This window comes from Pseudomonas sp. NBRC 100443 (assembly GCF_030268185.1).
In the GTDB taxonomy this organism is placed as follows: domain Bacteria; phylum Pseudomonadota; class Gammaproteobacteria; order Pseudomonadales; family Pseudomonadaceae; genus Pseudomonas; species Pseudomonas citronellolis.
Map to the genome: position 1 here is coordinate 29,784 of NZ_BSQE01000037.1, position 19,094 is coordinate 48,877.

Annotated in this window: 22 protein-coding genes; 6 read left to right on the forward strand and 16 right to left on the reverse strand. The window is 59.3% G+C overall.

What is annotated here, in order from left to right:
- Positions 1 to 43: 43 nt before the first annotated feature.
- From QSJ95_RS31160 to QSJ95_RS31180, 5 genes are all read right to left on the reverse strand, one after another.
- The gene (locus QSJ95_RS31160; protein ID WP_058488376.1) at positions 44 to 898 is read right to left on the reverse strand and encodes a hypothetical protein; all 855 of its coding nucleotides are present in this window, start codon (positions 896 to 898) and stop codon (positions 44 to 46) included.
- On the reverse strand, positions 898 to 3,459 hold the full coding sequence (locus QSJ95_RS31165) for an autotransporter family protein (protein ID WP_058488377.1): 2,562 nt from the start codon (positions 3,457 to 3,459) through the stop codon (positions 898 to 900). Before QSJ95_RS31165 ends, QSJ95_RS31160 begins: the two co-directional genes overlap by 1 nt.
- A 210-nt stretch (positions 3,460 to 3,669) precedes the next feature.
- Complete coding sequence (locus tag QSJ95_RS31170; RefSeq protein WP_023101161.1) at positions 3,670 to 3,933, reverse strand: hypothetical protein; 264 nt, start codon at positions 3,931 to 3,933, stop codon at positions 3,670 to 3,672.
- Positions 3,934 to 3,942: 9 nt separating this feature from the next.
- Complete coding sequence (locus tag QSJ95_RS31175) at positions 3,943 to 4,302, reverse strand: hypothetical protein (RefSeq protein WP_058488378.1); 360 nt, start codon at positions 4,300 to 4,302, stop codon at positions 3,943 to 3,945.
- Between the two features lie 29 nt (positions 4,303 to 4,331).
- Positions 4,332 to 4,778 carry a YfjT/YkfB family phage-associated protein gene (locus tag QSJ95_RS31180; protein WP_058488379.1) on the reverse strand — a complete coding sequence of 149 codons (447 nt, stop codon included), beginning with the start codon at positions 4,776 to 4,778 and terminating at the stop codon, positions 4,332 to 4,334.
- Between the two features lie 117 nt (positions 4,779 to 4,895).
- Here QSJ95_RS31180 and QSJ95_RS31185 point away from each other — a divergent pair, with 117 nt between their 5' ends.
- Positions 4,896 to 5,141 carry a helix-turn-helix domain-containing protein gene (locus QSJ95_RS31185; protein WP_014833962.1) on the forward strand — a complete coding sequence of 82 codons (246 nt, stop codon included), beginning with the start codon at positions 4,896 to 4,898 and terminating at the stop codon, positions 5,139 to 5,141.
- 5 nt (positions 5,142 to 5,146) lie between these two features.
- Here the strand turns inward: QSJ95_RS31185 and QSJ95_RS31190 are convergent, their stop codons facing one another.
- The 9 genes from QSJ95_RS31190 to QSJ95_RS31230 all read right to left on the reverse strand — a co-directional run bounded on the left by QSJ95_RS31190 (position 5,147) and on the right by QSJ95_RS31230 (position 11,385).
- Positions 5,147 to 5,695 (reverse strand): DUF5983 family protein, encoded by a 549-nt coding sequence (locus QSJ95_RS31190; protein WP_176707144.1) that lies wholly within the window; start codon positions 5,693 to 5,695, stop codon positions 5,147 to 5,149.
- A gap of 69 nt (positions 5,696 to 5,764) precedes the next feature.
- The gene (locus tag QSJ95_RS31195; RefSeq protein WP_058488380.1) at positions 5,765 to 5,953 is read right to left on the reverse strand and encodes a hypothetical protein; all 189 of its coding nucleotides are present in this window, start codon (positions 5,951 to 5,953) and stop codon (positions 5,765 to 5,767) included.
- 25 nt (positions 5,954 to 5,978) lie between these two features.
- Positions 5,979 to 6,158, reverse strand: a complete 180-nt coding sequence (gene csrA / locus QSJ95_RS31200) for a carbon storage regulator CsrA (protein ID WP_285647544.1) — start codon at positions 6,156 to 6,158, stop codon at positions 5,979 to 5,981.
- A gap of 64 nt (positions 6,159 to 6,222) precedes the next feature.
- Entirely contained in the window at positions 6,223 to 7,158 is a 936-nt protein-coding gene (locus QSJ95_RS31205) for a recombination directionality factor (protein WP_058488381.1), read from the reverse strand.
- A 78-nt stretch (positions 7,159 to 7,236) separates the two neighbouring features.
- Positions 7,237 to 8,241, reverse strand: coding sequence for a YqaJ viral recombinase family nuclease (locus QSJ95_RS31210; protein WP_058488382.1), 1,005 nt, complete (start codon positions 8,239 to 8,241; stop codon positions 7,237 to 7,239).
- 134 nt (positions 8,242 to 8,375) lie between these two features.
- Positions 8,376 to 8,777, reverse strand: coding sequence for a hypothetical protein (locus QSJ95_RS31215; RefSeq protein ID WP_023101168.1), 402 nt, complete (start codon positions 8,775 to 8,777; stop codon positions 8,376 to 8,378).
- A gap of 154 nt (positions 8,778 to 8,931) precedes the next feature.
- Positions 8,932 to 9,900: a DUF932 domain-containing protein gene (locus QSJ95_RS31220; RefSeq protein WP_023101169.1), complete on the reverse strand. Its 969-nt coding sequence runs from the start codon at positions 9,898 to 9,900 to the stop codon at positions 8,932 to 8,934.
- 98 nt (positions 9,901 to 9,998) lie between these two features.
- Complete coding sequence (locus QSJ95_RS31225) at positions 9,999 to 10,271, reverse strand: hypothetical protein (protein ID WP_023436179.1); 273 nt, start codon at positions 10,269 to 10,271, stop codon at positions 9,999 to 10,001.
- A gap of 199 nt (positions 10,272 to 10,470) precedes the next feature.
- Positions 10,471 to 11,385, reverse strand: coding sequence for a LysR substrate-binding domain-containing protein (locus QSJ95_RS31230; RefSeq protein WP_015475656.1), 915 nt, complete (start codon positions 11,383 to 11,385; stop codon positions 10,471 to 10,473).
- 108 nt (positions 11,386 to 11,493) lie between these two features.
- Here QSJ95_RS31230 and QSJ95_RS31235 point away from each other — a divergent pair, with 108 nt between their 5' ends.
- From QSJ95_RS31235 to QSJ95_RS31245, 3 genes are all read left to right on the forward strand, one after another.
- Positions 11,494 to 12,606, forward strand: a complete 1,113-nt coding sequence (locus tag QSJ95_RS31235; protein WP_015475655.1) for an extracellular solute-binding protein — start codon at positions 11,494 to 11,496, stop codon at positions 12,604 to 12,606.
- Positions 12,607 to 12,610: 4 nt separating this feature from the next.
- Positions 12,611 to 13,387: an MBL fold metallo-hydrolase gene (locus QSJ95_RS31240; RefSeq protein ID WP_041711727.1), complete on the forward strand. Its 777-nt coding sequence runs from the start codon at positions 12,611 to 12,613 to the stop codon at positions 13,385 to 13,387.
- Positions 13,388 to 13,655: 268 nt separating this feature from the next.
- On the forward strand, positions 13,656 to 14,387 hold the full coding sequence (locus tag QSJ95_RS31245) for a TorF family putative porin (protein WP_058488383.1): 732 nt from the start codon (positions 13,656 to 13,658) through the stop codon (positions 14,385 to 14,387).
- A 418-nt stretch (positions 14,388 to 14,805) separates the two neighbouring features.
- Here QSJ95_RS31245 and QSJ95_RS31250 read toward each other — a convergent pair whose 3' ends face one another.
- Positions 14,806 to 15,837 (reverse strand): IS110 family RNA-guided transposase, encoded by a 1,032-nt coding sequence (locus tag QSJ95_RS31250; RefSeq protein WP_082996213.1) that lies wholly within the window; start codon positions 15,835 to 15,837, stop codon positions 14,806 to 14,808.
- 171 nt (positions 15,838 to 16,008) lie between these two features.
- Here QSJ95_RS31250 and QSJ95_RS31255 point away from each other — a divergent pair, with 171 nt between their 5' ends.
- On the forward strand, positions 16,009 to 17,379 hold the full coding sequence (locus tag QSJ95_RS31255; RefSeq protein ID WP_064987544.1) for an IS1182 family transposase: 1,371 nt from the start codon (positions 16,009 to 16,011) through the stop codon (positions 17,377 to 17,379).
- Between the two features lie 198 nt (positions 17,380 to 17,577).
- Here the strand turns inward: QSJ95_RS31255 and QSJ95_RS31260 are convergent, their stop codons facing one another.
- Positions 17,578 to 18,267, reverse strand: a complete 690-nt coding sequence (locus tag QSJ95_RS31260; protein ID WP_058488384.1) for a GNAT family N-acetyltransferase — start codon at positions 18,265 to 18,267, stop codon at positions 17,578 to 17,580.
- A 284-nt stretch (positions 18,268 to 18,551) separates the two neighbouring features.
- On the opposite strand from QSJ95_RS31260, the gene QSJ95_RS31265 reads away from it, so the two are divergent.
- Positions 18,552 to 18,794, forward strand: a complete 243-nt coding sequence (locus QSJ95_RS31265; RefSeq protein WP_058488385.1) for an HP1242/YdcH family protein — start codon at positions 18,552 to 18,554, stop codon at positions 18,792 to 18,794.
- The last annotated feature ends 300 nt before the right edge of the window (positions 18,795 to 19,094 follow it).

Below are 19,094 nucleotides of genomic sequence, written 5' to 3' on the forward strand. Positions count from 1 at the left end.
CTAAAGAACAAACCATGGTCACCGACGGCTTGCGGCTGTGGACTCAATTGCTCTTGCAATTTAGCGGTTGACCCCGCCATTTTCTCCAAGAGGTCTCCCAGCCTTGCTGATGATCTGTAGCCGGGGAGACTACAACCTGGCTGCAGGCAGATGGATGTAGCTGCACTAGGTAGGTATTGGCCAGCGATGCTGGAATTACTCCATCCGTATCTCCCACTAAGTGTCGCTGCGGTATTGATGCCAGCCGGTTGCGATAGTCCAACGGATCCAGCGAGCCGCCGAGGGGCGAGAGTCCTTTCATTTCAGCCCAAAGCCGCGGGCTGAGATTGCCGGCCAGGGTTTGGACCAAGGTGACGTCATCCCGCTGCGCCGCCAGCAGCAGCGCCAGTGCTGCGCCACCGGAATAGCCCACCAGTTCGAACTCCCGATTGCCATAGCGCTGCTTCAACTGGTCCAGCGCCCGACTGAGGCTGGTGACCACCTCCTGCGAAAAGCGCCGATTAGTCCAGAGAGTAGGCTCGCAGGCCGGTGCCATGACGAACTGGCAGGGCCGCGCCAGGTAGGCATTCGGCGACGGATCGTCTACCGCCAGCCGCGCCACCAACAGGTTATGTGGGCTCGGATCCACGCTGGGTTGCGTGGCGGTGGCCCAGGCATGACCATCGCCTTCCAGGTAGACGCGTAAACGAGTGGCTTTCGTGGTGTCCTGCGGCGCTAGCATGACCAAAGGAAACGGCTGCCCCGGCAGTATCTCCAGTTGCCGCCCATGCTCATCCGCCAATTGCTGCAGCACTTCGCGTGGCGACTGGCAGCCGGCGAGGAGGGCGCCGACCAGCAGCGCCATCAGGACTTGAAAGAAACCGGCCCACGCGCGTGGGCCGGAAAGATAGTGGCTCATCAGAAGTCGTAACGGACCTTGGCGGTGAAGGTGTCGGCGTTGAAGGCGGTTTTGCCGGTGTAGTCGTAGCTGACCCCGACCGTAACCGCACCCAGATGGTAGTCCGCACCGACACCGGCTTCGTAGCTGTTGCGCACCGCCTTGGCTCCCTGACTCACGAAGGGTGTGCCACCCAGCGTGAAGGTCGAGGTGCTCTGGGCTTCGTCCGCGGCGAAGTCATGGTAGGCCATCAGCTTGGCCTGCGGCTGCAGATTGCCGTTGCCGACTTGGAAGTCGCCCGCTACCCGCACACCAGCACCCAGTTCCGCCACCTCGTAGCGCTGGCTATCCACCTTGAGCGCCGCCGCCGACCCCTTCTCGTGGTAGCCGTCGATATCGACGCGCGCATAGCGTGCGGCCAGGCGCGGCTCGATCAGGAACTGCTGGTTCAGGTGGTAGGTGTAACCACCGACGACGTTGGCGCCCAGCACCTGGCTGTCGTAATCGCCCTTCGCCGTGGTGCCTGCGATGCGGCGCTTGCTCTCGTTGTCGTTGATCCCATAGCTCAGGTTGGCATCGACGAAGTAGTTGTCCTGTTCGAAACCGCTGTACAGGGTGAGAGCATTGCCATCCACATCGGTGGTGTTGCCGCTGTCGCTGTTTACGCTGGAGTGCAGGAAGCTGTAGGCCACGCCCAGGGTCAACTGGTCGGTGAGCTTGCCATCGGCGCCAATGGCGATGCCACGGCTGTAGGCGTTGAAGCCGGCTACACCATCACGCAGGTCCTGGTTGGCATCGCTGTACAGCGCCTGGGCCCAGATCCCGGTGTTCTGCAGCACGTCGCCCGAGGACGCACCGCGTAGGCTGCTGGTGCGATTGCCGGTGATGTTGCTCACCAGCGTTTGCCCACTGGTAGCCGCTTGGGTCGCACCGCCGTTCACCTCAGGGGCGAGCTGCTCAGCCAGTTTCTTCAGTGCTGCTGGATCCTGCGAGGCATTCACGTAAGCCTGGAACACCGGGTCGTTGGGGTTGCTCTGCGCCAGCCCGGTCACCACCTGGCTGAAGGCTGCACCCGCACGTTGGGCGTTGGCCGAACCACCAATCTGGCCGATCACCTCACCGACTTCGTCCTGGCCCTTGGTGCTGACCTTGGCCAGGATCTGGTTGTCGCCACTACTGACGGTGTCGACGTTCAGCAGGGCCGAACGGCTGGTCACGCTCACGCCGTCATCCTGTAGGGTGCCGGCCTGGACCAAAGTGTAAGTCGTGCCCTGGGCCTTGAAGTCGCTGCCCTGGGCCGCCAACTGGATCTGCGAGCCCTTGGCGAATTCCGCGGTACCGGAGACCGCGACCACGGCCTTGTTCGGATCCGTGGCCGAACTCAGGTTGAGCCCCAGCGAGGAGTTGCCCGCCACATCCAGGTTGCCCTGGATCGTGGTGTGTGGCTGAGCGAACTCCAAGTATGCCGGCGTGTTGCCCGCATCGCTGCCGACATCCAGCCAACCGCCGTCCTTCAAGCGGATATTCGCGCCATCGGTGCTGGCGTCGGTACCGCTGAAGGTCACGTCGCCGTTCACTTCGATGTTGGACAGGTCGATCAGGTTGCCGGTGATGCTGCCGGCGTTCCAGATCAGGTGCACGCCGCCACTGGCCTGGGAGGCATCGATGGCTTCGTCCTTGGAAATCAAATTGCCGCTGTTCTGAATGACCAGGGTATTGCTGGCGTTCGCGCCGTCGATATCGAAGGCACCGACCTCGATGGCGGCATCGTCAGCCTGGATCGTGCCGGTGTTGAGCACCTGGACCGGCGCATTGGCAAAGCTCACGCCATCGAGACGTAGCGCGGTTGCATCATCGCCGCTGGCCAGGATGCTGCCATGGTTCTCGATCCCGCCGAGGTCCACCCGATCCGGACCACCGTTGTCATCGTCATAGGTGGCGAGGATTGCCGTCGAGCCGGCGCCGCTGACCTGGATAAGACCATCGTTGATCAGCTTGCCAGCGATGGTGCCGCCCTTGAGCTGAATGCCCGTGGCCTCTTCGCCATCGGCAAGGATCTTGCCGCTGGTAGCGTTGACCAGGTCGCCCTGCAACACCGACTGACCGGCGAACTTCAGGCCACGGATACCATCGCCCTCGAGCACTCCGCCGGCCACCTGCAGGGTGCCTTCATTGACCAGGTTGCCGTAGATGATGGCCGGATCAATCAGCAGGCCGGTGACGCCCGCGCCATTCACCGTGATGCTGCCCTTGTTTTGCAGGTTGCCGAGCACCTCGGTCGGCGCGCCGATGGGCGAGGGAGTGTCATCGTCTCCGGCGTAGGACAGGTCGACACCGTTGAGGTCATCGCCCGTGGCTTGCACCTGGGCGTTGAGCACCAGGTCGTGGTTGAAGGTGTCGCTGTAGAAGCGAATGGGCTGGTCGCTGCCAGTGAAGGCGCCGGTGACTTCGGTGCTGTCGGCGTAGGTGTTGCCTTCGCTATCCAAACCGCTGTTGGTCAACGTCAGGGCGTGGGCGGCGAGGGGCAGGGCACTGGCGGAGATGGCCAGGGCGAGCAGGGTTTTGCGGTACGTCGGGGTCATGGGTTCAGGTCCTTGAGTGTGTGTGGCTGTGGTGCGTTGTTCTTCTGGGATGTGTCTCGACGGGCAGCTCCTGGGTTTTCAAAAAACAAAAGAACCCCTGCCCCGCACACGGCCAGTTATGGCCGTGTGCGGGGTTGGTTATGTTCGGGGCGTGATGCTTGTTAGTTGGTGCTCACGGTTCCGAGGTGATCGGGAGCGGCACGGTTGCTGTCACTGCTCCGCTATACAGGCCTTTGCATACGTGATGCTGTCCTGCATGAAGTTCGATACCAGCGGACTTCGCCCTGCCTGAATCTGCTTCAACTGCTCGGTCGAGTAGGTCTTTTCCAGCTTGTCGTAGACGCATGTGCAAACTGGCTTGGGAGAGCCACCTTGCACGCAGCCTGAGAGAAACTGTCCGCGTAGCTTGGACTTGTCATCCGAACAGCCCGCCAGAACCAGCAGACCCAGCACCAGATAGAACTTGCTCTTCATCGGTCTTCCTTATCGCAATACCAGGGAGCATCCGAGGCCGATGCCAACTACCAGGCCAATGACTTGCGGGCCTATCAGCCAGAACACTTTCAACCAGATCAGGTGAAGCGCGCCGCCGTTGGTGTAGATCGCATCGGGTTGGGCAAACTTGCGGACCGCGTTGCCCACCAGGGCGCCGATCCAGCCTGTTATCAAACCAACGAGGCCGGCCAGCAGCTTCAACATGAAGCTGGCGCCCAACACCATTGCTGAGGTGTTGACGGTCAGGAAAATGATGGTGAGGACGAGCGAGGCGACGCCCCAGCCGATCACCTCCGGACTGGCGGGCAGATCATTCGGCGCGTCTGCCGTTTCGTGTTCATGTTCCATGGTGTTGTCTCTATGTCGTGTGGGAAGGGTTACCAGCCGGAGCGGCAGAGGTTCTTCTTGCTGGTCAGGGGTTGGAGAACCTGGGGAAGGTTCTGGGTTGGGAGCTTCACCGTCTGGCCGCCGGCGCTGAGCTGCAGGGAGTTGGCCTTGCGCAGCGCAGCCCAGAAGCCCGGGAAGCTGGAGCTGCAGGCTTCGCAGTCGGTGTAGAAGGGGTTGCTGAAGGTGGTGCCGTCGACGATGACATCGAAGCCATCGTTTTCGGAGGAGTACTGCTTGCCGGCGATAGTGGCGTAGGCGGAGACCGCGCTCTCTCCATCGTCTGGGCAGGTGATGTTCAACTGGTTGCCGTTGCCGTCGTCGACCAGATGTTCCTCGACGCCCTGGGTGTAGCTGGCGGTCCATGTGGAAGTGCCTGCCTGCGCCACACTGCTTAACAGCGTGCCGAGCAGAGCGGTCAGCAGCAGTTTCTGATTCATCAGGACATTTCCTTCTGTCGATTGGTTGAGTGAGCAGCATGCTCAGGAGGGATACTGAATCTAATTGGGTCGTAAATGCCGTGGTCGTTTTGACATCATAGCGGGACGATTTTTGCCATGGCAAGAATCTCCGCTCAGTTGGATAAAGACCGTGATCTCGTGAAGCTGGGAGCCGCGATACGGGCTCGCCGTATCGCGTTGGCGTATTCGCAAGAAGCACTCGCAGATGCCTCTTCGATAGACCGCTCTCACATGGGCAAGATTGAGCGAGGCGAGCGCAACGTCACCTTCCTCAACATTTGCCGAATTGCAGCCGCTATCGGGTGTAAACCCTCAGAGCTGCTGATGGATGCAGGGTTGTAAGAGGCTTACGCCACGTCCTTGAACACTGGCAGCCCATCCAGCAACGCCGCATCCGGGTCGAACAGCAAAAAGCGCACATCGGCCTCCCCTGCCAGGTGCAGGATCTCCACGAGTTCGGCGGGCAACCCATAGTCCAACTGCTGCTGACGCAGCTCAGCCGAACTGGTGTTGAACAGGTCCAGGTGCTGATCCGTCCAGGGTGTGTTACGCAGCTTGCAGCCAATTACGCTTTGATTGGCGTTCTCGAAAAACTCCAGCTGTAGGGCGTGGAGATCGGTGCGCATAAGGAAAAGTTGGTTCAGCACGTCCTCTGGCAGATGCTCTGCGCTGATTTCCCAGCACCGGCTGAAGTGCCCGGTCTCAAAGCTCAAGCGCTGCACGATGTCGCGAGCTAGCTCCAGTGTCGGCTGTATACCGAGCACTAACGTGTGTTCCTGGTCTTGGGCATGAATCACGTAGGACATTTCGCGTACCGTGCTGCCTGCCTGCAGGTCGTGCACGATCAGTTCAATGGACAGCTTGTCGTAACCGCGTAGAAAGGGATTGGGACTCATGGATGCTCCAAAAGGAATGTCCAGAAAATGAGAAAACAGGAGCCCATGAGGGCTCCTGTTTATGCCGTCTCAGACCGATGTATTCAGGCGCACGCCGGTCCAACGCATGAAGTGCTGGAACAGCAGCAGGGCGAGCACGATGACCACCAGCAATGGCCAGAAGCGCAGCGCCAGAACCGCCAGCGCGACGACAGCTGCCGTACCGGCGAAGAGGCAGACGAGCACGAACAGCAGACCTAAAAATCTCAGTAAGATCATGGGGAAACCTCGTAGGCCAGAAGGGTCAGGACAGCGGGACCTGTGCAGCCTGGATGCGTTGATAGACCTCATCATGATGCACAGCGATGTCGGGTGGCGCGGTGACGCCGACGCGCACTTGGTGGCCCTTGACTTGAAGAATGACGATCTCGATGTCATCGCCAATGCGGATGGTTTTGCCAATGCTACGGGTGAGAATGAGCATGGAGAGTCCTCCAGTGACAGATTGGGTGGAGTAGCGATGGGAGAGAGCCGCCCTGCGTGGGCGGCTAGTTCGTTGAGCTGGTTCGAGCCTCGGCACGTTCGCGTAGCAGGGTGGAAAGGGTCGGACGGGGCTTGTCGGTGAGGGCCGGTGGCGCGGTCTCAGTCGGCTGTGGAGTGGGGGGTACTGGTGTATCGGTAGCGCTCTCCGGAAAGAACTCATCGACGATGGCGGTGCCTTCCTCCTGGCTGTCCTCGAAGGCGCCATTGGCAAAGCCCAGGCGCGCCGTGGCATCCAGTGCCACCTGGTCGAAGCCGGAGGCCTGGCGCGCCTCATCGAGCTCCCGGGCTTGCAGCAGCGCTTCCTCCATCGACAATCCACTGCGCACCGTGATGTCGACGTAGAAGATCGGTGAGCCGTGGCTCTGTCGGGTGGACTTGCCGCGCAGGCGCAGTTCCAACGGCAGGCACGCCAGGCGGTTACCGGAAATCGCTTGCAGGTACTGCAGTCGGGCCGCCAGGGTGCGGATGCTGTTGAAGCCGGTGGTGCGGAACACGAAGCTGCCCAGCGGATCCTCATCGCCGATGGCGACGTTGAGGCGACCGTAGGGCTTGCAGGCACCACCCTTGGCCAACGGACAGCCATCCGGCGAAGGGCAGGGCAGCGAGGCAATGCCGTCCTGGCCCCGACGCTTGCAGGTCTCGCCGTTGCCGACACACAGCGGTCGCCCGGACTGCCGATCGAACAGGCAGTACTCGGCGCGGAAATTCAGTTCCGGCGCATTGAACAGCAGACGGATCGGAATGCTGCGGATCTTGCCGCCCTGCGCTTTGCGCAGTTCTTCGTCCAGCGGATGAGGTAGCCAGCCATCCCGCAGTTGGACCTGTGAGGTGAGGGTGAATTGATCGTCCTTCTCCGGCAGTCGCTTGCCGCTCTTCTCGACGACCTTGCCGATGGAAATCCGTCCGAGCACCGGCGGGGTAATGGCCAAGCCTTTGAGCATGCTGGTTCTCCAGTGGATGAATAAAAAAGACCACCCCGGCGCAGGGGAGGCGCCGGGGTGGTCAAGGGGGAAGCGAATTCAGGTAATCAGGAAGCGTCGGCTGCCGAGCTTGGTGGTGGGGTAGCGCGCCAGCAGGTAGGGCTTTTCCTTGAGCAGTAGGGGCACATCGAGCACCACGCTGTCTTTGGCCTTGCGCCAGGACACCGTGCCATTGGCGAACAGCGCCCGACTGGCATCGCCCATGGCCTGCTGCAGTTGCTGCTTCAGCTCGGCCTCGCGCTTGCTCTGTAACTCCAGGCTGGCGCGGACGGCCTGCAACTCGTCGAAGGCGGCTGACAACATCGGATCCTGGGTAAAGTCCAGGGTATGACCCAGGTCCTCCGGGTACAGGCAGCGCAGGGCCTGCTCCGCCGACTCGGAGCCATCCGCCGGCGGTGGCGTATCGCGTTGCACGTAGCCCCAGAAGTCGCGCTCCAGCTCGATCAACCGGCCGATGAGCTCGTCGTCGCGCTCGATGCGATGGATCTCCAGGTGCTGGCCGCCGAGCAACACGGCCACGTCGGCCGCCTGCTTGCCGGTGACCGCCAACTGGTGCATCACCTGCAGTTGCACGTACACCGGTACACCTTCCTTCCACAGGCGCGCGCCGTTGATGCCGGCGGTCTTGCATTCGAGGATCTGTACGTCGCTGGCGCCGATCACCTCACGGTCGATGTTGGCCAGCATCCAGTCCAGCTTCGGATCGGGATGCTGCAACACCGCATTGATCCGCCGCACCCGATTGCCAGTGCGGCGGACGTAGTGGTTCGCGACTATGGGCTCGAGGATGTTGCCCCAGTAGGTCGGGCTTTCCTCGTCGTTCGGATCGCTCTTGGGCAGCCCAGCGTCGCGGCCGGTCTTTTCCAGCCACAGCTCCAGCTGCGACTTGTAGGGGTTGAGGCCGACCGCGGCCGCAGCGTCAGAACTGCCAATACCGTGTTTGCGTACCGCCAGCCAGTCATCGCGGGACAGATCCTTGGTACCGACCAGGCGCAGGGCAGGGCGCTGCCGTGCCCTGTTGGGCGTGGAATGGGCGTGAGTCATGAGGCTTTTTCTCCGGACATAAAAATGCCCGGCCGGCAGAGCCGGTCGGGCATCGTGGGAGGAATGAAGAGGGCCATGGCCGTCAGGCCATCAACGGGAGGACCGCATCCAGGTGGCGCTGCGATCACTCCCGCTTACTGGGCTACAGCGCCGGCTGTGGCGGTCGCCGACTGACGTCGCCGAGCATGATGGGCGCGAACCTTGTCGCGCCAGGCGGGAGAGAGTTCCTTGGCCAGGTCGAGATAGCGCAGCGGGCAACTGTAGTAGTACGGCGCCATGGACTCATCCATGGCCTTGTACCCCCACTCACCGCCACGGCGTTGCAGCAGATCACAGCGGATGTAGCGCATGGACTCGCCGGGAGCGAGGCCTGGGTGAACGCCTTCGGTTTTCGCTGTCACTTCGCTGACCGACCACAGCACATTGCCCCGCAGGGTGTGGGCAATGACTCGAACGTGGGCGCGAGCCTGGTCTTCAGGTCGGGTCAGATCTCGGATCAGCTCTGACCGGGTACGGGATGAGAACAGCCAGCCCATGAGAGAGGCCTCCAATGAAACACCGGAGTCCACTCCACAGGAGCGGAACCCCGGCGGGTGGAAGAGAGCGCCCAATGCTGTGGTACTTGCGAGCAATCGCTGTAGCCGCAGAACTGCTTGGGCGAAGATGAATAGCGAGAGGAGGGAACTGTCGTCAGGCTACCAGCTGCAGGGCCACATCCAGGGCACGTTGTTTGATCACTGCCCCTTGGCCGAACCAGGCCGAGTCCATGCGGTATTCGTTGCTGCGTGCGCGTCGCTCGTGGTCTACGTACTCGGTGACGGCATTGAGCAGACCCCAAGCGGTGCCGTTGGCAGCCTCCAACTGCGAACCACGACCGCGGCCTTCGTACAGGCTTTGCACTCGACGCAGCGCACGCTCGTTCGGCAGGGCATCCGGTAACGGATTGTTGGGCTGGGCGTCGCAGAGCACTTGCATGAAATAGCCCATAGCTTCGTGCCACTGCACTTTGCGCTCGGCGAGATGACGCATGCGGTACATGAACTCGTCCCATTGCGAGACGGCGATGCCCAGTTGCTTTTTCACCACCTGGGCATCGAAGCGGGTGCTGTGCGGCACCTTGATCGCCCGGGTAGCACCGTCGACGGCGATGGTCAGAGTGTTGTTGCAGACTACCCGTACGGTGGTCGGCGTCGCCGTGGTGGCCAGGGTGCCGTCGCAAGAGGTGGCCAGCAGCAGGTAGCCGTTGACCAGGTCGTTGCCCTTCAGCGAGGTGTTTTGCCCAGTGCGTGCCAGTGCCCAGAATTTGCGGCCGCCCTTGAGCACACCAGCGGTTTCCAACTCGTAGCCAGAGACCTGGGTCAGGTCGCGATAGAACTCCAACACCTCTCGCGGCTGCACCACCTGATAGCGCTGGGAGACTACCGAGAGCGGCGCCTTGGTATCGGAGCGGTAGAGCACCTTCTGTTCGGGGAAAGAATGGATGCTACCCAGGTGACCGACTGCGTCGGCTTTGAAATGGACCGGGCTTTCCTGGATTTGCCAGTCCATGCCAGCTTCTCGCTGCCAGACTTCCAGCGGTTGTTTCGGGGAGAGGCGACTGCCCAGGCCATGCCAGGGAGCTTCGCCGACATAGGCCATACGTTCGATGAGATGAGCCATGATGAGTTTCCTGTGAGCAATAGCCGGCATAAAGCGCTGCGCGAAGCGCAGCACCGGCGGAAGGGATGAAAGGGAAGGGGAGCGAAGAACGAAGCCGATCAGGTCGGCAGGTTGAAGCGATGACCGCAGATCAGGCAGAGGTTGTTGGCGAGCACGTGACGATCCAACTGGTCGCCGAGCTGGGCACCGAGCGCACAACCGCCGACGCCACCGGTCAGGCCGCCGAGAATGGCGCCGGACAATGAGCCAAGGGTGATGCCCAACGGGCCGGCAATGGCGCCGACTGCTGCGCCGGCCTGGCCGCCAGCAAGAGCGGCTGATGCGCCGCGTGCGGCGCCACCGATCGTGCCGACCAAGGCACCGATCTTCATGGCGGGGTGCAGGGTTGCGATCTTGGGGGAGTTACAACGAGGACACTGCAATGACATGGCTGGAGAGCCTCCATGGTGGGTATGTCATGGCAGTGATGTAGGACTGAAATTATTTCGAATCTAATTGCTGTGTCGTAGAAAGCCCAACGCTGCCGGCCGTGGCCGGCAGCAAGCGGCCAAGAGCAGACGTTCCCACCACCTAGGAACGACCGCTAAGTTGCTGTACATCCAGGGCAGTTTGGGCTATCAGCCAGTCTACGAACTGAACCACTCCTGTTATGTGCCGTTGCTCTTCAGGACATAGGCAGTAGTAACCGAGGCCAGCAGGTACTTCAAGATTGAAGGGCCGCACGAGCAGACCCTGATCTAGATCCCGGCGCGAGTTAAACTCATCCGAGAGGGCCACTCCGTAACCGTCGCGGGCAGCTTGCAAGGCCATGCTAAAGCTCTCGATATGCAGATCTGACTCACCTGGGTAGGGTACGCGCGCTTCCAGCAGCCAACGACGCCAGAGGGTGCCGTCATCCTCATGCAGTAGTCGGTGATGTACTAGGTCGTACGGATTAGACAATGCGTTGGGCCCCCGCAACAGTTGTGGGCTACACACCGGAAACATGTGAAGGGTGCGTAGAGGGCGCCACCACAGCCCCTCCCAGGGCGGGGCTGCGTACAGCAGAGCGACATTAGCTCTCTTCCAATCCACTTCCGTGACATGGTTGGCGGCGATAATGCGAAGGCGGATGTGCGGATAGGCCTCCTTGAACCCTAACAAACTAGGTATCAGCCAAGACGAACCAAATACCGGTTCGGTCGAAATGGTCAGAGTTGTTGTCGGTATGGCCTGTTGCGACTGGCTAATGATCTGATTGAGTCCATCGTTAATCTCATGCATGCCCTTGGCAACCGAGCGGTGTAGCGCCAACCCCGCCTGCGTGAGAACTATGTTTCTCCCTTGGCGACTGAATAGTTCCACACCCAGAGCAGATTGCAGGCTCTTGAGCTGCTGGCTGACGGCACCTGGAGTGATGTGCAGCTCCGCAGCCGCAGCCCCCACATGACCAAGACGGGCGACGGACTCAAACACACGCAAGTTATTTAGTGCAGGAATGTGCATGGGAATCGTTTAGCCAGCCTCAACAATAAATCATTAAAATATATAGCTTGTCTGATCTTATTACGCTTGCGAAGAATTGGCTACCACTTCCGATCTGGAGCATTGCCGATGGAAAGCCTGCGATTCGCTTCACTTGTTACAACAGCGACTGGAATGTTGCTAATCGCCTCAAACTCTGTGGCGGCCGATGCCGTACGAACAGTCAACGTCTACGCCTGGGCGAGTTATCTCGCACCAGAGACTCTGGCTCGCTTTGAAAAACAGACTGGCATCAAGGTTAAGTACGACAGCTTTGATAGCGCGGACGTCCTAGAAGCTAAGTTGATGACCGGACACACCGGTTACGACGTAGTCCAACCGGGCGTCGCCATGCTTGATCGCTTGATTCGGGCCAAAGCGCTACAGCCATCGGGCATGCAGCAATATAAAACGAAAGAGCAGTACGATCCCCAGTTGCTCGCTCAGCTCGAGAAGGTCGACCCCGGGAACCTCTATGCTGTGCCCTATGCTTGGGGCACTACTGGCCTTGCATACAACAAGGACGCCATCGAGAAACGCATTCCAAATGCACCGCTAAACAGCTTTGACCTACTGTTCAAGCCGGAATACACCAGCAAGCTGAAGGACTGTGGCATCGCTATCATCGACTCCCCCCAAGAAGTCATGAGTATCGCCCTGCACTACCTCGGAAAGAATCCTTACAGCCAAAATTCGGCCGATTATATAGCCGCCAAACAATTGCTCGACAAGCTGCGGCCGAACCTTCGTTATATTGCATTCGGCAAGCAGAGCAATGATCTGGCTAACGGTGACCTATGCCTGGCTCTGTCTTATAACGGTGACGCCATGACTGCCAAGGGGCAGGCTGTCGCGGCCAATAAACCATTCGCTATCGGCTATCAGATTCCCAAAGAAGGAACCCTGGCCTGGATTGATAACTTCGCAATCCCCGCAGACGCCCCCCACGTTGAGGAAGCGAAGGAATTTATCGAATTTGTGACCGAGGCCGAGGGAATGGCAGAGATGACGAACACTCTGTACTACGCCAATGCCAATCGGGCATCACTCGACAAGGTCAACCCGGTACTACGCAACGACGAAACTCTGTTCCCATCCGCCGAAAGCCGCAAGACATTGTTCGGCGAGGAACCGTTGCCGGCCCGGACATTACGCGAGCGGACTCGGACCTGGGCAAGTTTCAGAACCAATGTCGGGAACTAGCGACATGACGCTCAAAGTGGCAGACGCTTGGTTCGAGAAAAGGACATTTGATGATGGAGTCACGTTGCTATGGGAACCTCATGTACATCCCATGTTGCGCTGCAATATCTGGCATGTCCCTGGGCGCGATCGCGACCTGCTAATCGATACCGGACTAGGTGTTGCCAGCCTTCGCGAAGCAGCACGCAACCTATTTCTGAAACCGGTGTGCGCAGTAGCAACTCATAGCCATCTCGACCACATGGGAGGTCTGCACGAGTTCGAATGCAGGCTATGTCACGCCGCAGAGGCAGAGTATTTTTCTCAGCCAAACAGCGATAACCGCTTGGTTATCAATGATGATCATTGGCTAGCGACGTACATGTCAGACTTGGGCTGCGACCGCCTGGTAATCGATGCCCTCCCAGGGCCTGGCTTCGACCCCGCGAAGTGGGCACTGCTACCGGCGCCGCCTACCGGACTTTTAGTAGACCAAGACATCATCGATCTGGGCGACCGTCATTTCGAGGTGCTCCATCTGCCCGGACACTCCCCAGGCAGCATTGCCTTGTACGAGCAGAGTACGAGAACGCTGTTTTCTGGAGATGTGGTGTACGACGCCGATCTGCTTGATTCCATTCCGCACGCGAATATTGGCGACTACGCGGCGTCCCTAGAACGCCTGCGGGGGCTTCAGGTTGATGTTGTGCATGCCGGACACGAAGCCAGCTTCGGCCGCGAAAGATTGCTAGCCATCATCGATACGTACTTGGAACGCTGGAATAAAGATATAGGGGGCTGAAGGCTGCACTAGTCCACTTGGGTCAGTTGTTGGGTTGGGGTTCACCAACTACAGCAGGCTTTAATCAGCCATTAACGAACTTCCTAGTGTTCGCGACTCACCTGCTCGCGCGAGCTCTCATGCCCAAAAAGTACCAGGTGGTCGTACACGGCAGCCGGGGCGATAAGACTCTCGCGAAGCAAGAAGAAACATCGGCACCTTCTAGTGATGGGGCTTTTAGTCGGAAGGCGTCGTTACAAAACTAGAAAATAAAAGTAGGGAGCACTGCATGAATCACATATCAAAGCTTTGCATTGCTGGCATATTGCTGGCGCCGTGGGGGGCGAGCCAAGCATTCCAGTTGAATGATGACCTTAGCCTAGATTTGAATATTGGCGCTTACAGTGACTACCACAGTCGTGGTATGTCACAAACCCAGAACGATCCAGCCATTCAGGGTTCCGTCACGCTTTCTCACTCCAGTGGGCTGTACGCCGGAGTATGGAGCTCCAACGTCGATTTCGGTTATGGCAGTAAGACTCGCCAAGAAATAGACTATTACGCAGGCTATTACTGGAAAATAACCGACAATGTATCCCTCGACCTTGCTTATTTCGAGTATGAGTACCCGAAAGAAAGCAAGCTTAACTACAGCGAAACCTACGCAAAGCTTTCCGCATACGGGATCTATGCAGGAGGATATTACTCAGGTGATATGGGAGGCGACCAGAGTTACTTGTACAGCTTTGTCGGCTATGAAACCGCACTCCCTATGGATATTGGACTTAATATCCGTTACGGTTTGGTTGACTTCAAAGATGACATCTTGGTTGATGGAAACGGCAGCACTGCCTCCACCTACAAGGAATGGCAGGTTTCGCTAAGCAAGAAATTACTTGGTCTTGACTGGTCGCTAGCCTATGTAGACTCCAACTTGTCGAATGATGAGTGCGCTAGTTACAACGGTTTCGACGATGTCTGTGGCTCAAACCTAGTACTTGGCGTGAGCAAGTCCTTCTGATTTATCGCGTTGCGTGTTACTCCTCTGGCTTGCCTCGATGAACTATGTTCGTCGAGGCTTTTTTTAGGCAAATATCTAAATCCCCAAGAGTCACTGAGCGCAAGGCTTAGATCCCTGTCAGTCATATGCCAGTTTTTCGTTCCGCATGTCCGTATATGGACTCCCCCTCATTGCAAGCCCCTTCGCTTTGGCCCCCGTGCCGACTGCACACGTATATTCGGCCTCTGACTTCGGCATCTCTTTGATGCTGGGCCATGATGGGCTATTCGCGCGCTGGCTCCCAATCGCTTCTACGTGCTTTTCGCACATGGACATTTGAGGGTTTTGCCAGCGCCGGTTCGACCGGTTTGCCATCGTTCAGGTTGCTTCGCAATCGTGGGTGACGGTTACTCTCTTGCTGAGCGTGCTGGTTGGTGGGTCAGGCAGCAGCCCGATCCGGTTGGTAATCGGTGCCGTTACGCAGCATCGCCCAAGCCATGCGCGCGGTTTTGTTGGCCAGCGCGATTGCTGCCACGTTGGCATGTGATCGCTCAGCCAGGCGGACGATCCACTGGCTAAGTCGGTCGTCTTTGGAATTGGCTGTACGTAACGCTGATCGAGCGCCATGAACCATCAGTGTCCGTAAGTAGGCATCGCCGCGTTTACTAATGCCGAGCAATCGATCTTTGCCGCCGGAGCTATGTTGTTTGGGCGTTAATCCCAGCGAAGCAGCAAACTGCCGGCCATTGGCAAACTGACGAGCGTCACCGATGGCAGCGACGAGTGCAGTGGCGATCATCGGGCCGACACCACGCAGTTGCTGTAGACATAGAGCGTCAGGCTCATTTGCCGCGATCACGGATATCTCGCTATCAAGCTCTCTCACCCGTGCATCCAGTGCGCGCAGATCGCCCCACAAGCCATCCAGTAGATGTCGGAAACGCGGCGTTAAACCGTTGTCTGCATCTTCCAGCCAGCACGGTATTGCTCGACGCAGCGAGAGCAATTCTTTCGGTGCAATTAGACCGTACTCAGCGACCAGCCCACGGATCTGATTGGCTTTTGCCGTACGCTGCTCAATTAACCCGGCACGAATTCGATGGGTCGCCTGAATGTCCTGCTGCTCGACTGTTTTGATAGCTACGAAACGCATGCTGGGCCGGCTCATCGCCTCACAGATTGCTTCAGCATCATTGGCGTCATTCTTGTTGCTTTTGACGTAGGGTTTGACGAATTGGGGAGCAATTAACTTGACCTGGAATCCACGAGCCTCAAGTTGCCGCGCCCAATGGTGAGCACCGCCACAACTTTCCATGCCAATTACACAGCCTGGCTCAGCCTGCTCAAGCAAGGCTTGTAGCCATCGATCGCGTTGTAAGCGCTGCCGCCAAATCGGCTTCTCGTGACAGTCAACGCCATGGATCTGAAACACGTTCTTGGCCAAGTCGACCCCAATGCGCATAAGCTTCATGTGTGGACTCCTTCTAGCTGTTAACTGTGGTTCGCACCTTCAGTCTGGCACTCAGATGCCGAGGCGAGGGGGAGTCCATCCCATTGCTTTTGGCCGATTCTGTTGAAAAAGTAGCTGCCGCCCCATGCCGCCGGCAAAATCACGCGCTCAGTGAGCGTGGGGGCAAGCAGCATGATGGGGCAGTTACCGGGAGGACAGCAGCGGCTGTTCTACTCGTTCAATCTGGAAGACCACGTCCCGCCCCAACACCTCCTGCGCAGCATCGATCAGTGCCTGGATCTCAGCGACCTGCGCGCCCACCTGACCGACTTCTACAGCCCTATCGGACGCCCCTCGATTGATCCGGAGTTGATGGTGCGCATGCTGGTGGTTGGCTACTGCTACGGCATCCGTTCCGAGCGGCGACTATGCGAAGAGGTGCATCTGAACCTGGCCTACCGTTGGTTCTGCCGGCTGGGTCTGGAGGACGAAGTCCCCAATCACTCGACCTTCTCGAAGAATCGCCACGGCCGCTTCCGTGACAGCGGCCTGTTCCGCTGGCTGTTCAATGAGGTGCTCCGGCGCTGCATGGCGGCCGGCCTAGTAAAGGGTGCAGGCTTCGCCGTCGACGCCAGCATCATCAAGGCCGATGCCAGCCGGCAACGTGGCGTGGCGGGAGATGAGGTCGACTGGCGCGATCCGGCGCTCAGTACCCGTGCTGTGCGCGAGTACCTCGAAGCGCTCGATGAGGAAGCGCTGGCCGAAGCTCTGCCCAAGAAGATTTCGCTTACCGATCCGCAGGCGCGGTGGACAGCAGCACCAGGTGGGCCGGCCTACTTTGCCTACTCCACCAACTACCTGATCGACACCGAGCACGGCGTGATCGTGGATGTGGAAGCGACTCCAGCGCACCGCACCGCCGAAGTCGAGTCGACCAAAACGATGGTCGAGCGCGTCGAAGCGCAATTCGACCTCACACCTGCACGCCTCATCGGTGATACCGCCTATGGCACGGCCCCGATGCTGGCCTGGATGGTCGAGGAGAAGGACATCGAGCCGCATGTGCCGGTGTGGGACAAGACCGAGCGCAAGGACGACAGCCTCTCCAGCCACGACTTTCACTGGAGTCCGGAAGCGAATGAATACCGCTGTCCGGCCGGTAAACCGCTGCGTAGTGAATGGCGTGCCTTCACTCAGAAACGATCGCGGGTAACCAAGGCCAACACCATCATCTACCGCGCCAGCCAAACCGACTGCGTCACCTGTCCGTTGAAAGCAAAGTGCTGCCCCAACACGCCGAACCGGAAAATCGTCCGTAGCATCCATGAGGCTGCCCGTGACGTGGCTCGACGCATCGCCAAGACATCGGAATACCTGGTCTCTCGTTGCGAACGGAAGAAGGTGGAGATGCTCTTCGCCCACCTCAAACGGATCATGAAACTCGACCGTTTACGACTGCGTGGAATGACAGGTGCGGCTGACGAATTCACCTTGGCCGCGACGGTGCAGAACCTGCGGCGCATGGCCAGGCTTTTGCCTCAAGGGCCACCGCTCACGGGATAGGTGCGCCTGCAGCGAGCAAAAACCCTCGAATTAACCCGCAAACCTGAGCCCGATTGCTCAGTGCCACGCCGAAAGGCAATTTGAAGTGGCTTGCAGCCACTTCAAAAGCTGGTGCACCTGGCCGACTGGCTGCCGCAGAACCGCCTTTTTCAGCAGAATCGGCCGGAAACGGACATTCAAGGCAGGAAAAGCCTGCCCTCAGTGAAACGTAGGGAAACGCTCTTTCACCAATGCCTGAGCCTGATAGGCCAACTGGTCGAGCAGGCGGTCGCGTTTGTTCTCGGCGTCGCTCATGGCCTTCTTGCCGCGTTGCTGCAGCAGGTAGGCGTGGATCTGCCGCACTTCCCTGGATTGGTAGATCGGGGCCAGGTCCTGTACCGCCACCATGCCGTCCGAGCGCTGAGCGCGGGTGTTCAGCAGCACCTGCGGCCCCTGCGCCGCCAGTACCCGAAAGCCCATCGATTCGAAGACCGGCACCTTGCTCGCTACGCAGGCCAGCTCGGCGTGGGCCCGGTGCTCGACCATCTGCCGCAACATGGCCCGGGCAATGCCGCGGCGGCGGTGGCTGGCCTTGACGGCCAGGTAGGCCAGCGTGCAGGCCTCGGCGTCATCCAGGCTCGGCAGGTAGAGGGCAAAACCCAGCACCTGGGAGGGATCGTCGTCATCCAGGGCCAGGATCAGCCGCGTGGGGCTCTCCGGGGTGCCGTTCATGGCCTGCAGGTACAGGTGCACCTCGTAGCCGATCACGTACTGGTACAGCTGATAGAGCGGATTGCTGGGCGTCAGCGGCACCGGGCTGATGTCGCTGAAGTAGTCCACCACCATCTGCAGAACCTGGCTCTTCAGGGATTCGGGCGGCGACGTGTCGAGGTTTGCAAGGGTGAACATCTGAAGCTGGCTCCGGGCATGCCCGATCGGGAAATCGGCGTTGGCGCCATTGTAACGCCCGCGGGCAGCCGGCGTTCTCGCCGTATCTGCGTGGGCACGCTCAACGAAGGGGAGGGCGGATTGATTGTTGCCGTTGGTTTTCGGCTCGAGGCAGTCGGTGGGGGCCGGCAGAAACCGGCCAGGCGCGGACACGCCCTTTCTTTGCGGTGCCTTCAGTGATCTACCTCAACACTGGCCTAGCTTGGATCCTGCAAAGTGCTTTTTCACTCTCCTGGAGAATCCTCATGTTTCCCGAATTCCGCGAAAAGATTTCCCGCCTCAAGACCGAGGATCCGCATTTTGCAAAGCTCTTCCATAGCCACAACGATCTCGACCAGGAGATCAAGAACATGGAAGCTGGCATCACTCCCGCAACCCACGACACCATCGAGTCGCTGAAGAAGCAGAAGCTGCAGCTCAAGGACGAACTCTACGAAATTCTGCGCAAGAAAGATGGCTGCCAATGTGGACATGGCTGCGGCGGTTGACTAGCCCTGGGGCATAGATCTCAGCCTTCGATGCAACGGCAGAAATGCCGTGCACATATGTAACGCCCGCGGGTATCCGGTGTTCTCGCCGTACCTGCGTGGGCGCTCAACGAAGGGGAGGGCGAATCGATTGTCGACGTTGGTTTTCGACCCAGGCTGTGTGAAAACGTCGTCCTCGCCTAGAGTTGCTGGAGCATCGTCAGCGGGGGCGGCGTATGAAGCGATTCATCGAGGAAGCGAGCCGGACACAGGTCAGCTTGCTGCCGGAATGCCTGGATGACTTCGTTGCCGAAGACAATC

Bases quoted from the DNA above. Each gene is read 5' to 3' on its own strand.
- QSJ95_RS31260 (WP_058488384.1), bottom strand. From the start codon at position 18,267: ATGTTCACCCTTGCAAACCTCGACACGTCGCCGCCCGAATCCCTGAAG.
- QSJ95_RS31255 (WP_064987544.1), top strand. From the start codon at position 16,009: ATGATGGGGCAGTTACCGGGAGGACAGCAGCGGCTGTTCTACTCGTTC.
- QSJ95_RS31195 (WP_058488380.1), bottom strand. From the start codon at position 5,953: ATGATCTTACTGAGATTTTTAGGTCTGCTGTTCGTGCTCGTCTGCCTC.
- QSJ95_RS31225 (WP_023436179.1), bottom strand. From the start codon at position 10,271: ATGAAGATCGGTGCCTTGGTCGGCACGATCGGTGGCGCCGCACGCGGC.
- QSJ95_RS31250 (WP_082996213.1), bottom strand. From the start codon at position 15,837: ATGAAGCTTATGCGCATTGGGGTCGACTTGGCCAAGAACGTGTTTCAG.
- QSJ95_RS31185 (WP_014833962.1), top strand. From the start codon at position 4,896: ATGGCAAGAATCTCCGCTCAGTTGGATAAAGACCGTGATCTCGTGAAG.
- QSJ95_RS31265 (WP_058488385.1), top strand. From the start codon at position 18,552: ATGTTTCCCGAATTCCGCGAAAAGATTTCCCGCCTCAAGACCGAGGAT.
- QSJ95_RS31170 (WP_023101161.1), bottom strand. From the start codon at position 3,933: ATGAAGAGCAAGTTCTATCTGGTGCTGGGTCTGCTGGTTCTGGCGGGC.
- QSJ95_RS31165 (WP_058488377.1), bottom strand. From the start codon at position 3,459: ATGACCCCGACGTACCGCAAAACCCTGCTCGCCCTGGCCATCTCCGCC.
- QSJ95_RS31245 (WP_058488383.1), top strand. From the start codon at position 13,656: ATGAATCACATATCAAAGCTTTGCATTGCTGGCATATTGCTGGCGCCG.
- QSJ95_RS31235 (WP_015475655.1), top strand. From the start codon at position 11,494: ATGGAAAGCCTGCGATTCGCTTCACTTGTTACAACAGCGACTGGAATG.
- QSJ95_RS31180 (WP_058488379.1), bottom strand. From the start codon at position 4,778: ATGAATCAGAAACTGCTGCTGACCGCTCTGCTCGGCACGCTGTTAAGC.
- QSJ95_RS31160 (WP_058488376.1), bottom strand. From the start codon at position 898: ATGAGCCACTATCTTTCCGGCCCACGCGCGTGGGCCGGTTTCTTTCAA.
- QSJ95_RS31205 (WP_058488381.1), bottom strand. From the start codon at position 7,158: ATGCTCAAAGGCTTGGCCATTACCCCGCCGGTGCTCGGACGGATTTCC.
- csrA (WP_285647544.1), bottom strand. From the start codon at position 6,158: ATGCTCATTCTCACCCGTAGCATTGGCAAAACCATCCGCATTGGCGAT.
- QSJ95_RS31175 (WP_058488378.1), bottom strand. From the start codon at position 4,302: ATGGAACATGAACACGAAACGGCAGACGCGCCGAATGATCTGCCCGCC.
- QSJ95_RS31220 (WP_023101169.1), bottom strand. From the start codon at position 9,900: ATGGCTCATCTCATCGAACGTATGGCCTATGTCGGCGAAGCTCCCTGG.
- QSJ95_RS31190 (WP_176707144.1), bottom strand. From the start codon at position 5,695: ATGAGTCCCAATCCCTTTCTACGCGGTTACGACAAGCTGTCCATTGAA.
- QSJ95_RS31210 (WP_058488382.1), bottom strand. From the start codon at position 8,241: ATGACTCACGCCCATTCCACGCCCAACAGGGCACGGCAGCGCCCTGCC.
- QSJ95_RS31230 (WP_015475656.1), bottom strand. From the start codon at position 11,385: ATGCACATTCCTGCACTAAATAACTTGCGTGTGTTTGAGTCCGTCGCC.
- QSJ95_RS31240 (WP_041711727.1), top strand. From the start codon at position 12,611: ATGACGCTCAAAGTGGCAGACGCTTGGTTCGAGAAAAGGACATTTGAT.
- QSJ95_RS31215 (WP_023101168.1), bottom strand. From the start codon at position 8,777: ATGGGCTGGCTGTTCTCATCCCGTACCCGGTCAGAGCTGATCCGAGAT.